Source organism: Providencia alcalifaciens DSM 30120 (assembly GCF_000173415.1).
Classification (GTDB): Bacteria; Pseudomonadota; Gammaproteobacteria; order Enterobacterales; family Enterobacteriaceae; genus Providencia; species Providencia alcalifaciens.
This window is the reverse complement of sequence record NZ_ABXW01000041.1, coordinates 13,813-28,076: the sequence shown is the minus strand read 5'-3', so window position 1 is coordinate 28,076 and position 14,264 is coordinate 13,813. Positions and strand designations below refer to the sequence as shown.

Sequence of the window (14,264 nt, the reverse complement as noted above, 5' to 3'; positions counted from 1 at the left end):
ACATCGAGGAATAAATCACATGTCTGGAATTACCGCTGCATTGGTAAAAGAACTGCGCGAACGTACTGGCGCAGGTATGATGGAATGTAAAAAAGCATTAGTTGAAGCTAACGGCGACATCGAATTAGCAATCGACAACATGCGTAAATCAGGTCAAGCAAAAGCGGCTAAAAAAGCAGGTCGCGTTGCAGCTGAAGGCGTTATTCTGACTGAAGTTTTCAACGACGGTAAAACTGGCGCACTGATCGAACTGAACTGTGAAACTGACTTCGTTGCTAAAGATGCTGGTTTCTTAGCATTCGGTAAAGAAGTATTAGCTTCTGTTGTTGCAGATAAAAATGCTGATATCGACGCTCTGAAAGCAAAATTTGAAGAAGCTCGTACAGCGTTAGTTGCGAAAATTGGTGAAAACATCAATATCCGTCGCGTTGCTATTCTGGAAGGCGCACAAGTAGGTAGCTACCTGCACGGTGCTCGTATCGGTGTTCTGGTTGCTGGCGAAGGCGCAGATGAAGAACTGCTGAAACACATCGCTATGCACATTGCTGCAAGCAAACCAGAATATGTGACTCCAGACAACGTTCCAGCTGATGTTGTTGCTCACGAGCACCAAATTCAGTTAGACATCGCTATGCAATCTGGTAAACCACGCGAAATCGCTGAAAAAATGGTTATCGGTCGCATGAACAAATTCACTGGCGAAATCTCTCTGACTGGCCAGCCTTTCGTAATGGATCCAAGCAAATCTGTTGGTGACTTACTGAAAGAAAAAGGTGCTACTGTAACTAACTTCATCCGTTTCGAAGTTGGCGAAGGTATCGAAAAAGTTGAAACTGACTTCGCAGCAGAAGTTGCTGCAATGAGCAAGTAATCAACTTAAAGGGCCGCCAATTGGCGGCCTTTCTTTAATACACTGCATATTTCAAGCTGCATGCTTTCGCACTCTTTTAGAGTAGCGACTTAACTTCCTGCAACTTGAACTATTTTTGTGTAGCATTCTGTATAAATACATTTTTCGGCATAGAGAGCGTGACTCTTTATGTATGACTCCAATAATGACCTGTTAGGACACAACTCATGGCAACCAATGCAAAACCCGTTTATCAGCGTATTCTGCTTAAACTAAGTGGCGAGGCTCTACAAGGTGCAGAAGGTTTTGGTATCGATGCTAGCGTTTTAGATCGTATGGCTCAGGAAATCAAAGAACTTATAGAACTGGGTATACAGGTCGGTGTGGTTATTGGTGGTGGTAACTTGTTCCGCGGTGCTGGCTTGGCACAAGCAGGTATGAATCGTGTTGTTGGTGACCATATGGGGATGCTAGCAACTGTCATGAACGGTCTGGCAATGCGTGATGCACTACACCGTGCATACGTTAACGCAAGACTGATGTCTGCAATTCCACTCAATGGCGTATGTGATAACTATAGCTGGGCTGAAGCCATTAGCTTATTGCGTCATGGTCGTGTGGTTATTTTCTCTGCGGGTACAGGAAATCCATTCTTCACAACGGACTCAGCGGCTTGCTTACGAGGCATTGAAATTGAAGCTGATGTTGTACTGAAAGCCACAAAAGTTGATGGCGTTTACTCGTCAGATCCTGCCAAAGATCCTGATGCCGTTCTGTATGAAAAACTGAATTATCAAGATGTTCTTGAGCGTGAATTGAAAGTTATGGACTTAGCTGCATTTACGCTAGCCCGCGATCACAACCTGCCAATTCGTGTTTTCAACATGAATAAGCCAGGCGCATTACGCCGTGTTGTGATGGGTGAAAACGAAGGAACTCTGATTTCTCACAATTAATACTCAGAGACATGACCTGAGTTTGAATGTATTATCTAGCATAAATTCAGACAATTTAAGCGAGGCTGCTTAGCGGCCTTTAATAACTAGTTCTTAAGGGTTGATAACGTGATTAACGAAATCCAAAAAGATGCTCAAGACCGTATGGAAAAGAGCCTTGAATCATTAAAAAGTCAAATCAGTAAAGTTCGTACTGGCCGCGCTTCTCCAAGCCTGTTAGACGGTATCACTGTTGAATATTACGGTTCTGCGACGCCTTTACGTCAATTAGCTAACGTGACTGTTGAAGATTCACGCACATTAGCTATTTCTGTTTTTGACCGCAGCATGTCTCCTGCAATTGAAAAAGCAATCATGGCATCTGACTTAGGTCTGAATCCTTCTTCAGCGGGTACTGTTATCCGCGTTCCACTTCCTCCATTGACTGAAGAACGTCGTAAAGACTTAATCAAAGTGGTACGTGGTGACGCAGAACAAGGTCGTATTGCTATCCGTAACGTCCGCCGTGACGCTAACGATAAAGTTAAAGCTTTACTGAAAGATAAAGAAATCAGTGAAGATGACGAGCGCCGTTCACAGGATGACATCCAAAAGTTGACTGATCATTTCATCAAAAAAGTGGATGAAGCATTAGCTCAGAAAGAAGCGGAGCTGATGGAGTTTTAATCCATCTTAATAATAAAGCCATCTGAACACATTTTTTAAAAGTGTGCTTTAGCATGGCTTTATTATTTATCATTTCTATTAAACAATCCTTTCTCATCACTAAGCTGATATAATCTCAGTATTGAATTAATACAGAGCATCTGATCACTATGAAACGTCTTACTATCCTGGGTTCTACAGGCTCAATCGGTACAAGTACACTTTCTGTTGTTCGTCAAAATCCTGATAAATTCCAAATTCTTGCATTAGTTGCAGGTCAAAATGTATCTGAAATGGCGAGCCAGTGCCTTGAATTTAATCCTAAATATGTCTCCATGTCTGATGAGCGTGCCGCGAAAGCATTGCGTTCTATTTTGACGGAAAATAACTGCAAAACAGACGTTTTATCGGGCAAAGAATCAGCAATTGAACTCGCGGGACTCGATGAAGCAGATCAAGTGATGTCAGCTATTACGGGGGTTGCAGGACTTTTGCCAACGCTAGCGGCTATCCGTAAAGGAAAAAGAATATTATTAGCGAATAAAGAGTCTCTGATTACCAGTGGCCGTTTATTCTTTAATGCGATTCGTGAGCACCATGCTACAGTTTTCCCAATAGATAGCGAGCATAATGCAATTTTCCAAAGTTTACCTGAAGAAATTCAGCTGAATTTAGGTTTTGCAGATCTAACGGCTTCCGGTATTTCCAGCATTGTTTTGACGGGGTCCGGTGGACCATTTAGGGATACGCCATTATCTTATTTTGACCAAGTGACGCCTGATGAAGCGTGTAACCACCCAAATTGGTCTATGGGGCGTAAGATCTCCGTTGATTCTGCAACGATGATGAATAAGGGGCTAGAATATATCGAGGCCTGTTATTTTTTTAATGCGACTGAACAACAGATGGAAGTGATTATTCACCCACAATCGGTGATCCACTCGATGGTGCGTTATCGTGATGGCAGTGTGATTGCTCAATTAGGAACGCCGGACATGCGTACACCAATTTCGTATAGCATGGCATACCCTCAGCGTATTATTTCTGGTGCTAAACCATTGGATTTCACTACATTATCTTCACTGACTTTCGTTGAACCTGATTATCAACGTTATCCTTGCCTGAAATTGGCTATCGATGCATGCCACCAAGGCCAAGCGGCTACCACAGTATTAAACGGTGCGAATGAAATTACCGTAGGCGCATTTTTGGAAGAGAAAATTCGTTTTACGGATATTGCAAAAATCAACCACAAGATTATGGATAAATTAGATTTTTCGGAACCCACATCCATTGATGAGGTCTTAGAAATCGATGCTTGTGCTCGTCGTGAAGCCGCTCAACTCATTACTCAAGAATTTTAATCTTGATATGTGATTTATTTAGTTGCTGATAACTATAATATATCTTTAATATGTGGCGGGTTGAGAATAAAAAGCATATCAACAATAAGTAAATTAAGGATGTGTCTTATCAGCAATTATAATTATAAGAGTTATGATTGAGCCGGATTTCCCAAGTAGTACAGACAAGGATTAACATTTAATGAACTCTAGTGGTGAAAATCTCTCTGATTCTATGATGCCTAAGCATGTTGCTATCATTATGGATGGCAATGGGCGATGGGCAAAGCAGAGAGGAAAATTCAGAATTACTGGTCATCGAGCAGGTGTTGAATCTGTACGTAGTTCTGTGCGTTTTGCAGTAAAGAATAATATTCGTTCTCTCACACTTTACGCATTCAGCAGTGAAAACTGGAAAAGACCCGAGAAAGAAGTCAGTTCACTGATGGATCTGTTTGTTTTTGCATTAGATAATGAAGTCAAAAACCTGCATAAAAATAACGTAAAACTAAAAATTATTGGTGATGTTGGTCGCTTTAGTGAAACTTTAAGAAAAAGAATTGATAAAGCCGAAGCATTAACAGCGAATAATACGGGGCTACAGCTGAATATTGCCGCCAATTATGGTGGACGATGGGACATCGTTAATAGTGTTAAACAAGTATATGAGAAAGTGAATCGTGGTGAGTTGTCTGTCGATGACATCACGGAAAGTACGATTAGTGACCACATTTGTATGCATGATCAAGAGTGTGTTGATTTGGTTATTCGTACAGGTGGAGAACATCGCATTAGTAATTTCTTGTTATGGCAGGTTGCGTATGCGGAATTTTATTTCACCAACGTTTTATGGCCAGATTTTGATGAAATGGTGTTTCAGGATGCAGTCGATGCTTTTAGCAAGCGCGAACGCCGTTATGGTGGGGCAGAATCAGATGACGAACTTGTCAAATAAAAGGGGATGGATGTGCTGAAGTATCGTTTACTCACTGCGGTGATTTTAATTCCAATTGTTATTGCTGCACTTTTTTTACTGTCTCCAGCGAATTTCGGTCTAGTTGTGATAGCTGTCTGTGCTCTAGGTGCGTGGGAATGGGCCCAATTTGCAGGATGGCACTCTCCAGCTAAACGTATTGGTTTAGCTGTTGTATTTGCAGTGGCACTACTCGCAATACAATTTTCTCTGCTTGATATGACTGCGTTAGCCAATTCCTCGTTTATTTTATATAGCCTATGGGCGGGTTTAATCTGGTGGATTGCCGCAATTTTATTAGTGGTGACTTACCCTGCATCGGCATCGTGGGGCAAATCAGTCATAATTCGATTGCTATTTGGTGTATTAACTATCGTACCTTTCTACAGCGGTATGATGGTATTAAGAACGATTGGTTATCAAGCGGATACCTCTGTTGGAGCATGGTGGCTGCTGTATGTCATGTTGTTGGTATGGGGAGCGGACTCCGGCGCTTACGCATTTGGACGTACGATAGGGCGTAATAAAATGGCACCGAAAGTGTCTCCGGGTAAAACATGGGAAGGCTTAATCGGTGGTTTGATTACTGCGGGAATTATCTCATGGTTATTTAGCCTGTATGCCCCAATCCCTGCAATGCCAGATTATTTACTAGTGACTTCAATTATTGTTGTTGTAGTATCAGTGTTTGGTGATTTGACAGAAAGTATGTTTAAACGCCAATCAGGTATTAAAGACAGTAGCCATTTGATCCCAGGTCATGGCGGAATATTAGATAGAATTGATAGCCTAACTGCGGCAATTCCCGTATTTGCAGGGCTGAATTTGTTAGTTTTTAACGGTTTTGGTCTTTAGGAAGATTAATGGGATTTATTTGGAGCTTAGCGGCGTTTATTATTGCAATTGGTGTGCTGATTACCGTGCACGAATTTGGGCATTATTGGGTCGCGCGTCGTTGCGGTGTTTACGTTGAAAAATTCTCTATAGGGTTTGGTAAAACACTCTGGCGTAAAGTTGATAAACATGGCACCGAGTTTGTTTTGGCACTGATCCCGCTGGGTGGTTACGTCAAAATGCTCGATGAACGCGTTGGTGAAGTGAGCCCAGAACGTCGACATTTGGCTTTTAATAACAAAACAGTTGGGCAGCGAGCCGCCATTATTAGCGCAGGACCTCTTGCGAACTTTTTGCTTGCTATTGTTGTCTACTGGATTGTCTTTATGATTGGGATACCGTCAGTTCGCCCAGTGATTGAGAGTATTAAACCGAGTTCTATTGCCGCTGAGGCAAATTTTGAGCCTCAGATGGAACTAAAATCGATAGATGGTATCGAAACACCTGATTGGAATTCAGTTCGTTTAGCATTGGTGAGTAAAATAGGTGATAGGGAATTTACTGCACAAGTTTTGCCTCAAGGATATAATGAGCCGGTTTCTAAAACAGTAGATTTAAGTTCGTGGCAATTTGATCCTGAAAAACAGGACCCAATTTTATCCATTGGCATTATGCCAGTGTCTGCGAAAGTTGATCCGGTTATCCATAAGGTAACGGAAGGCTTAGCGGGTGAACGTGCCGGTTTAAAGCCGGGAGATAGAATTATCAGTGTCAACGGAGAAGTGTTGGACGATTGGAATCCTGTCACGAGAATTATCCGAAATAATCCGGGGACACCACTAAAATTAGCCGTACAAAGAAATTCGCAATTGATCACTTTAACCTTGGTACCTGATGCTCAAGAGGGTAAAAAAGGTGAGCGCTTTGGTGTTGCGGGTGTCGAATTAACAGTGTTACCGTTAGCAGATGAATATAAAATGGTGCAACAGTACAATCCTGTTTCTGCACTATATCAAGCTAGCGATAAGACGTGGCAGTTGATGAAATTGACTGTCAATATGATGGGTAAACTGGTTGTTGGGGATGTCAAACTCAATAACTTGAGCGGTCCGGTATCTATCGCAAAAGGTGCGGGGGTTTCGGCGGAGTCAGGCTTGGTATATTATTTGATGTTTATTGCGCTGATTAGCGTGAATTTAGGCATCATCAATCTATTTCCATTGCCTGTGTTAGATGGGGGGCACTTACTCTTCTTATTAATTGAAAAAATTAAAGGGAGTCCGGTGTCTGAGCGAGTACAAGACTTTAGTTTTCGAATTGGTGCAATGGCATTGATTTTGTTAATGGGGCTTGCACTTTTTAATGATTTCTCTCGCTTCTAATTTTGTAAGCTTGGGACCAGTAAGGAATACGCATAACAACGATGGCGATGAAAAAGTTGCTCATAGCGTCGCTGCTTTTAGGTAGCGCCACTGCATACGGTTCAGACGGATTCGTAGTTAAAGACATTCGTTTCGAAGGTCTACAACGCGTCGCCGTTGGTGCAGCATTATTGAACATGCCTGTCAGGGTCGGGGATTCAATCGATAACGAAGATATTAGTCGTTCGATTCGTTCGCTATTCTCTACGGGTAACTTCGAAGATGTTAGGGTCCTGCGTGATGGAAACACGCTGATCGTTCAAGTTAAAGAGCGACCAACCATCGCGAGTATCACTTTTACAGGAAATAAATCTGTAAAAGATGACATGCTAAAGCAGAACTTGGAAGCATCAAATATCCGTGTGGGTGAGGCATTAGACCGCACTAAAATTGCGAATATTGAAAAAGGCTTAGAGGATTTTTACTACAGCGTTGGTAAATACAATGCAACAGTAAAAGCCGTGGTCACACCATTACCACGTAACCGCGTGGATTTAAAATTCGTGTTCTCTGAAGGCGTATCTGCAAAAATTCAGCAGATCAACATCGTAGGTAATAAAAATTATTCGACAGCGGAATTGGTGAATAAACTCCAATTACGTGACGATGTGCCATGGTGGAACCTTGCGGCTGACCAAAAATATCAAAAACAAAAACTGGCGGGAGACTTAGAAACTCTGCGTAGTTTCTACCTTGATCGCGGTTATGCACGTTTTAATATCGACTCAACACAAGTGAGTCTGACGCCAGACAAGAAAGATATCTACATTACGATTAATGTGACTGAAGGCGATCAATATAAGATTTCCGGTGTAGACGTTAATGGTAATACGGCTGAGCATTTAGCAGATATCCAAGAACTGATCACTATCACACCAGGCGAGTTATACAATGGTGCGCAAGTGACTCAAATGGAAAACCAAATTAAAGATTTATTTGGTCGCTATGGCTATGCGTACCCACGCGTCATGACCCAACCTGAAATTAACGATGCAGATAAAACCGTTAAATTACATGTGAACGTCGATGCAGGTAACCGTTTCTATGTTCGTCAAATTCGTTTCCAAGGTAACGACACCAGTAAAGATTCTGTTTTACGCCGTGAAATGCGTCAAATGGAAGGGGCGTGGTTAGGTAACGATTTAGTTGAATTAGGTAAAGAACGTCTGAACCGTACAGGCTTCTTCGAAACAGTTGATGTTGAAACTCAGCGTATTCCAGGTAGCCCAGACCAAGTTGATGTCATCTATAAAGTTAAAGAGCGTAATACCGGTTCAATGAACTTTGGTGTTGGTTTTGGTACTGAAAGTGGCGTGAGCTTCCAAGTTGGCGTGACTCAGGATAACTGGTTGGGGACTGGTAATGCGGTAGGTATTAATGCCAGCCGAAATGACTACTCAACCAACGTCGAGTTTTCAATGACAGACCCTTACTTCACTGTTAACGGTGTGAGTCTGGGTGGACGTATTTTCTATAACGACTTTAGTGCGAAAGATGCGGACTTATCTGGCTATAACAACAAAACGTATGGCCTAGATAGCACATTAAGCTTCCCATTCAATGAAAATAACTCCTTCCGTATTGGTGCGGGTTATGTTCATAACGACCTGTCTGACATGCGTGCGCAAGCAGCTATGTGGGATTATCTGCAATCTATGGGTGAAAATCCACCGGTGACTAAAGATGGTCGTAACAAAGAAAGCTTCAGGGCGGATGACTTTACGCTGAACTTAGGTTGGACGTATAACTCCTTAAACCGTGGTTTCTTCCCAACATCGGGTAACAAAACCAGCGTTTCAGGTAAAGTGACAATCCCTGGCTCTGATAACGAATACTACAAACTGCGTTTTGATACTGCCCAATACCTCCCACTGAATGATGATGAAACATGGGTTGTGTTAGGTCGTGCACAGGCAGGTTATGGTGATGGTATTGGTAGCAAACAAATGCCATTCTATGAGAACTTCTATGCAGGGGGCTCTAGCACCATCCGTGGTTTCCGTTCGAATAACATCGGTCCGAAAGCGGTTTATCTGAAGAATATTAATGGCAAAGATGGTCCTGAGCCAGGTAGCCCATCCAGCGATGCAGTTGGTGGTAACGCGATGTATGCAGGTTCATTTGAGTTGATCACCCCAACGCCATTTGTCGACGAAAAATATGCGAATACAATCCGTACATCCCTATTTGTGGATGCGGGTACAGTATGGGATACCAATTGGAATAGTATTAACCCAGCGTGGCGTGCAGGTATGCCTGACTACGGTACAGCAACCAATGTCCGTGTTTCTACGGGTATTGCTTTACAGTGGATTTCGCCGCTTGGACCTCTGGTCTTCTCCTATGCGCAACCTATCAAGGATTACGAAGGCGACAAGTCAGAACAGTTCCAATTTAATATTGGTAGAACTTGGTAATAGCCCAGTCTCTATCGAAATCAGCCCTCATAAGAGAATGAGGGCTACCAAAATTTCCAGCCATAAGAATGGGTTAAGGAGTTTAGTGTGAAAAAATTGTTGTGTGCAGCGGGTGTGAGTATTGCTTTAGCAATGTCTGCGGGTGCGTATGCTGAAAAAATCGCTATCGTGAATGTTGGCGAAGTTTTCCAAAACATGCCTGCTCGTGAAGCCGTTGCTAAGCAGCTTGAAAGTGAATTCAAAAGCCGTGCTACTGAATTGCAAAATCTGGAAAAAGATCTGCAATCACGCGTAGAAAAACTGCGTCGTGACGGTGCGACTATGAGCACTAGTGATCGTGAAAAGCAGGAAAAAGAATTAATCACTAAACGTGACCAGTTTGCAGAAAAAGCTCAAAAATTTGAGGAAGACAATCGTCGTCGTCAATCTGAAGAGCGTAATAAAATTCTGAGCCGTATCCAAGATTCTATTAAAGCTGTTGCAGCGAAAGAAGGCTATGATGTTGTTATCGATGCAAACGCAGTTGCGTATGCAAAAGATGGTATCAATATCACCAGCCAGGTTCAAAAACAGGTTAAATAATAGATGTCTTCAATTCGATTAGCTGACCTCGCTCAGCAGTTGAATGCACAGTTACACGGTGATGGCGATATCGTCATCACCGGTATCGCACCGATGTATTCAGCGAACAATCAACAGATTACTTTTTTATCTGATAGCCGTTACAGCGACAAATTGGCAGACTGCCAAGCTGCTGCTGTGGTTTTAACGGAAAAAGATCTGAGTGCTTGTAAGGTTGCTGCACTGGTTGTAGATAATCCTTACCTTGCTTATGCGTATATGGCACAAATTATGGATACCACTCCAGCTCCTGCGGAGAATATCCATGTTTCAGCCGTTATTGCTGATGATGCTCAGCTTGGTCAAAATGTCGCTATTGGCGCGAATGCTGTTATCGAAAGTGGCGTAGTGCTAGGTGATAACGTTGTGATCGGCGCTGGTTGCTTTATTGGTAAAAACACCCGTATTGGCGCAGGTACCCGTTTATGGGCGAACGTCAGTGTGTATCATCATGTTGAAATTGGTGAAAGCTGTTTAATCCAATCTGGCACAGTGATCGGCTCGGATGGCTTTGGTTATGCCAATGATCGTGGTAATTGGATCAAGATCCCTCAGTTGGGTACCGTGATCATCGGGTCTCGTGTTGAGATCGGCGCGTGTACAACAATTGACCGTGGCGCATTAGATAACACAGTCATTGGCAATGGCGTTATTATCGATAACCAATGCCAAATTGCGCACAATGTAACAATAGGTGATAATACCGCAGTTGCGGGGGGTGTCATCATGGCCGGTAGTTTAAAAATCGGTCGTTATTGTATGATTGGCGGAGCCAGTGTTATCAATGGGCACATGGAAATCTGTGATAAGGTTACCGTAACAGGTATGGGAATGGTCATGCGACCAATTACTGAGCCTGGAGTTTACTCTTCTGGTATCCCTTTACAGCCGAATAAAACATGGCGTAAAACTGCGGCTTTAGTCTTAAACATCAATGAGATGAATAAGCGTCTAAAAACAATTGAACGTGAATTAGATAGCCAAAATCAAAAAAATCAGTAATTATTTGGTAATTCAAGCTAAAATAGTTTCTTGAGTTACGTTTTTCCGGCCTGCCTGTTAACTCACCATTGAGTTAAAGCGGGCCGATTCATTAATTAAATAGTATTAATTGACAGGAAGAGTATTTCGATGAGTGATAATCATACTCTGAATATAGAAGAAATCTTAGAACTACTTCCGCACCGTTACCCATTCCTTTTGGTTGACCGTGTATTGGATTTTGAAGAAGGTAAATCTTTGCGCGCGGTAAAGAACGTCTCTTTTAACGAGCCATTCTTTCAGGGACATTTCCCTAGCAAACCAATTTTTCCGGGTGTTTTAATCTTAGAAGCGATGGCTCAGGCTACAGGCATTCTTGCGTTTAAAAGCGTAGGTAAACTTGAGCCCGGCGAATTGTATTATTTTGCAGCTATAGATAACGCGCGCTTTAAACGTCCCGTTCTGCCAGGAGACCAAATGATCCTGGAAGTCGAATTTATCAAAGAACGTCGCGGTGTTGCTCGTTTTAAAGGTGTTGCAAAAGTTGATGGAGAAGTGGCCTGCGAAGCAGAAATGATGTGCGCCCGTCGTCGTGAGGTCTGATATGATTGACAAAACTGCCTATGTTCATCCCTCATCTATTGTAGAAGATGGAGCTGTTATTGGTGCCAATGTACGCATTGGACCTTTTTGCTATATTGGCGCTGATGTTGAAATTGGTGAAGGTACTGAGCTGAAATCTCACATTGTTGTGAACGGACACACAAAAATCGGTCGTGACAACGTTATTTTTCAATTTGCTTCAATTGGTGAAATTAACCAAGACCTGAAATACCAAGGTGAGCCAACTCGTGTTGAGATTGGCGATCGTAACCGCATCCGTGAGAGTGTGACAATCCATCGTGGAACCACACAAGGCGGTGACTTAACTAGAATTGGTAATGATAATTTACTGATGGTTAATGTCCATATTGCACATGACTGCATCATTGGTAACCGCTGTATTATTGCGAATAACGGAACGTTAGGTGGTCACGTCACTTTAGGTGATTTCGCCATTATTGGTGGCATGACTGCGGTGCATCAATTTTGCCAAATTGGTGCCCACGTTATGGTGGGTGGGTGCTCTGGTGTTGCACAAGATGTGCCTCCGTACGTCATTGCACAAGGTAACCATGCAACTCCATTCGGTTTAAACCTTGAAGGTTTGAAACGTCGTGGTTTTGAAAAAGAGTCTCTACATGCGATCCGTAACGCGTATAAAACGTTATATCGCTCAGGAAAATCTTTAGAAGAAGCGCGCGAAGAAATTGCTGAAATGGCTAAAACGGATGAACACGTTAAAGTGTTTAGCGACTTTTTAGAAGACTCAGCACAATCTAAGCGTGGAATTATTCGTTAATTTTTTGCTGTTGTAGATGAAGATACGAAAAGGCCTTTAATAAGGAGCGAATTTTGGTAAATAGCAACCGCCCACTTACTATTGGCCTTGTTGCCGGAGAGACATCTGGCGATATCTTAGGCGCAGGACTCATCCGCGCCTTAAAACAACACGTTCCCAATGCCCGTTTTGTCGGTGTCGCTGGACCACTCATGCAAGCTGAAGGTTGTGAAGCATGGTATGAAATGGAAGAGCTTGCCGTCATGGGAATTGTTGAAGTCCTTGGTCGATTACCTCGCTTATTATCTATACGCAAAGATTTAACTCAGCGTTTTACTGAGTTACAGCCTGATGTGTTTGTTGGTATTGATGCACCTGATTTTAATATCACTCTTGAAGGTCGTTTAAAATCAAAAGGCATTAAAACTATCCATTATGTTAGTCCCTCTGTTTGGGCTTGGCGTCAAAAGCGTGTATTTAAAATTGGTCGCTCAACAAATTTAGTCTTAGCATTTCTCCCATTTGAGAAGGCATTTTATGACCGCTTTGATGTTCCTTGCCGTTTTATTGGGCACACAATGGCGGATTCGATTCCCCTCAACCCAGATAAATACGCGGCACGCGAGCGTTTAAATATCCCAGCAACTGCAAAATGCTTAGCCTTATTACCGGGTAGTCGACATTCTGAAGTGGAGATGCTCAGTGCTGATTTTTTAAAAACCGCTACACTATTAAATAGTCATTTCGATGATTTACATATTGTAGTGCCTTTGGTAAATCAGAAGAGACGTCAGCAATTTGATGAAATAAAGCAGCAGGTTGCTCCTGAATTGAATGTCCATATTCTTGATGGACAAGCTCGCGATGCGATGACTGCGGCTGATGCGACACTTTTAGCATCAGGCACGGCAGCGTTGGAATGTATGCTAACAAAATGTCCAATGGTTGTGGGGTATCGAATGAAACCCTTCACATTCTGGCTTGCAAAGCGCTTAGTTAAAACCCCTTATGTTTCTTTGCCAAACTTATTGGCAGGGAAAGAAATTGTCAAAGAATTACTCCAAGAAGAGTGTCAGCCACAGCAGCTTGCTGCGCAATTACTGCCATTATTGGAAGGTGGTGAAAAAGTGGAAGCGCTGAAGCAAACTTTCTTACAATTGCATCAACTCATTCGTTGTGATGCGGACCAACAAGCCGCAGAGGCTGTACTGGATTTGGTTAGAAAATAATGGAATTTATATACCCGAAAGCCAACTTAATTGCTGGTGTTGATGAAGTCGGTCGTGGACCTTTGGTGGGCGCTGTAGTGACAGCCGCAGTGATTTTAGATCCCAATAATCCTATAGAAGGATTGGCTGATTCAAAAAAGCTCAGTGAAAAGAAACGAGAAAAACTGTTCGATGAAATCAAAGAAAAAGCGCTGTGCTGGTGCATTGGACGTGCTGAACCAGAAGAAATCGATCAGTTGAATATATTGCATGCCACTATGTTGGCGATGCAAAGAGCCGTGGAAGGATTATTGATTAAACCGGAATTTGTTTTGGTGGATGGTAATCGCTGCCCTAAGCTAGATATGCCATCACAGGCAGTAGTCAAAGGCGATAGCTTAGTCCAAGAGATAAGCGCGGCATCTATTCTAGCGAAAGTCGTCAGAGATAGAGAAATGGTTGAGCTCGATAAAGCTTTTCCTGAGTATGGTTTTGCGAAACATAAAGGCTATCCTACAGCGTATCATTTAGAAAAATTAGCTGAATTTGGCGCTACCGAGTTTCATCGTAAAAGCTTCGCGCCTGTAAGACGTGCGTTAGACATTAAATAGTCGGCATAGAAAAATAGGTATAA

Annotated in this window: 14 protein-coding genes; all 14 read left to right on the top strand. The window is 42.6% G+C overall.

What is annotated here, in order from left to right:
- Window positions 1-19: 19 nt before the first annotated feature.
- The 14 genes from tsf (at window position 20) to rnhB (ending at window position 14,241) form a co-directional block, all read left to right on the top strand.
- Window positions 20-871, top strand: a complete 852-nt coding sequence (tsf, locus tag PROVALCAL_RS06710; protein WP_006658409.1) for a translation elongation factor Ts — start codon at window positions 20-22, stop codon at window positions 869-871.
- Window positions 872-1,077: 206 nt separating this feature from the next.
- The gene (gene pyrH / locus PROVALCAL_RS06705; protein WP_006658408.1) at window positions 1,078-1,806 is read left to right on the top strand and encodes a UMP kinase; all 729 of its coding nucleotides are present in this window, start codon (window positions 1,078-1,080) and stop codon (window positions 1,804-1,806) included.
- Window positions 1,807-1,914: 108 nt separating this feature from the next.
- Entirely contained in the window at window positions 1,915-2,472 is a 558-nt protein-coding gene (gene frr, locus PROVALCAL_RS06700; protein WP_006658407.1) for a ribosome recycling factor, read from the top strand.
- Window positions 2,473-2,621: 149 nt separating this feature from the next.
- Window positions 2,622-3,815, top strand: a complete 1,194-nt coding sequence (gene ispC, locus PROVALCAL_RS06695) for a 1-deoxy-D-xylulose-5-phosphate reductoisomerase (protein WP_006658406.1) — start codon at window positions 2,622-2,624, stop codon at window positions 3,813-3,815.
- Between the two features lie 181 nt (window positions 3,816-3,996).
- On the top strand, window positions 3,997-4,749 hold the full coding sequence (gene uppS / locus PROVALCAL_RS06690) for a polyprenyl diphosphate synthase (RefSeq protein ID WP_006658405.1): 753 nt from the start codon (window positions 3,997-3,999) through the stop codon (window positions 4,747-4,749).
- Between the two features lie 6 nt (window positions 4,750-4,755).
- On the top strand, window positions 4,756-5,622 hold the full coding sequence (gene cdsA, locus PROVALCAL_RS06685; protein WP_006658404.1) for a phosphatidate cytidylyltransferase: 867 nt from the start codon (window positions 4,756-4,758) through the stop codon (window positions 5,620-5,622).
- A gap of 8 nt (window positions 5,623-5,630) precedes the next feature.
- Window positions 5,631-6,983 carry a sigma E protease regulator RseP gene (gene rseP / locus PROVALCAL_RS06680; protein WP_006658403.1) on the top strand — a complete coding sequence of 451 codons (1,353 nt, stop codon included), beginning with the start codon at window positions 5,631-5,633 and terminating at the stop codon, window positions 6,981-6,983.
- A gap of 41 nt (window positions 6,984-7,024) precedes the next feature.
- Window positions 7,025-9,439, top strand: a complete 2,415-nt coding sequence (gene bamA / locus PROVALCAL_RS06675; protein ID WP_006658402.1) for an outer membrane protein assembly factor BamA — start codon at window positions 7,025-7,027, stop codon at window positions 9,437-9,439.
- Between the two features lie 87 nt (window positions 9,440-9,526).
- Window positions 9,527-10,021, top strand: coding sequence for a molecular chaperone Skp (gene skp, locus PROVALCAL_RS06670; RefSeq protein WP_006658401.1), 495 nt, complete (start codon window positions 9,527-9,529; stop codon window positions 10,019-10,021).
- 3 nt (window positions 10,022-10,024) lie between these two features.
- Window positions 10,025-11,062 (top strand): UDP-3-O-(3-hydroxymyristoyl)glucosamine N-acyltransferase, encoded by a 1,038-nt coding sequence (gene lpxD, locus PROVALCAL_RS06665; protein ID WP_006658400.1) that lies wholly within the window; start codon window positions 10,025-10,027, stop codon window positions 11,060-11,062.
- A 129-nt stretch (window positions 11,063-11,191) separates the two neighbouring features.
- Complete coding sequence (fabZ, locus tag PROVALCAL_RS06660) at window positions 11,192-11,644, top strand: 3-hydroxyacyl-ACP dehydratase FabZ (protein WP_006658399.1); 453 nt, start codon at window positions 11,192-11,194, stop codon at window positions 11,642-11,644.
- A gap of 1 nt (window position 11,645) precedes the next feature.
- Window positions 11,646-12,443: an acyl-ACP--UDP-N-acetylglucosamine O-acyltransferase gene (lpxA, locus tag PROVALCAL_RS06655; RefSeq protein WP_006658398.1), complete on the top strand. Its 798-nt coding sequence runs from the start codon at window positions 11,646-11,648 to the stop codon at window positions 12,441-12,443.
- Between the two features lie 53 nt (window positions 12,444-12,496).
- A complete protein-coding gene (gene lpxB / locus PROVALCAL_RS06650; protein ID WP_006658397.1) occupies window positions 12,497-13,651 on the top strand; it encodes a lipid-A-disaccharide synthase in 1,155 nt (384 codons plus the stop codon).
- On the top strand, window positions 13,651-14,241 hold the full coding sequence (rnhB, locus tag PROVALCAL_RS06645; protein ID WP_006658396.1) for a ribonuclease HII: 591 nt from the start codon (window positions 13,651-13,653) through the stop codon (window positions 14,239-14,241). Before lpxB ends, rnhB begins: the two co-directional genes overlap by 1 nt.
- Window positions 14,242-14,264: the final 23 nt, after the last annotated feature.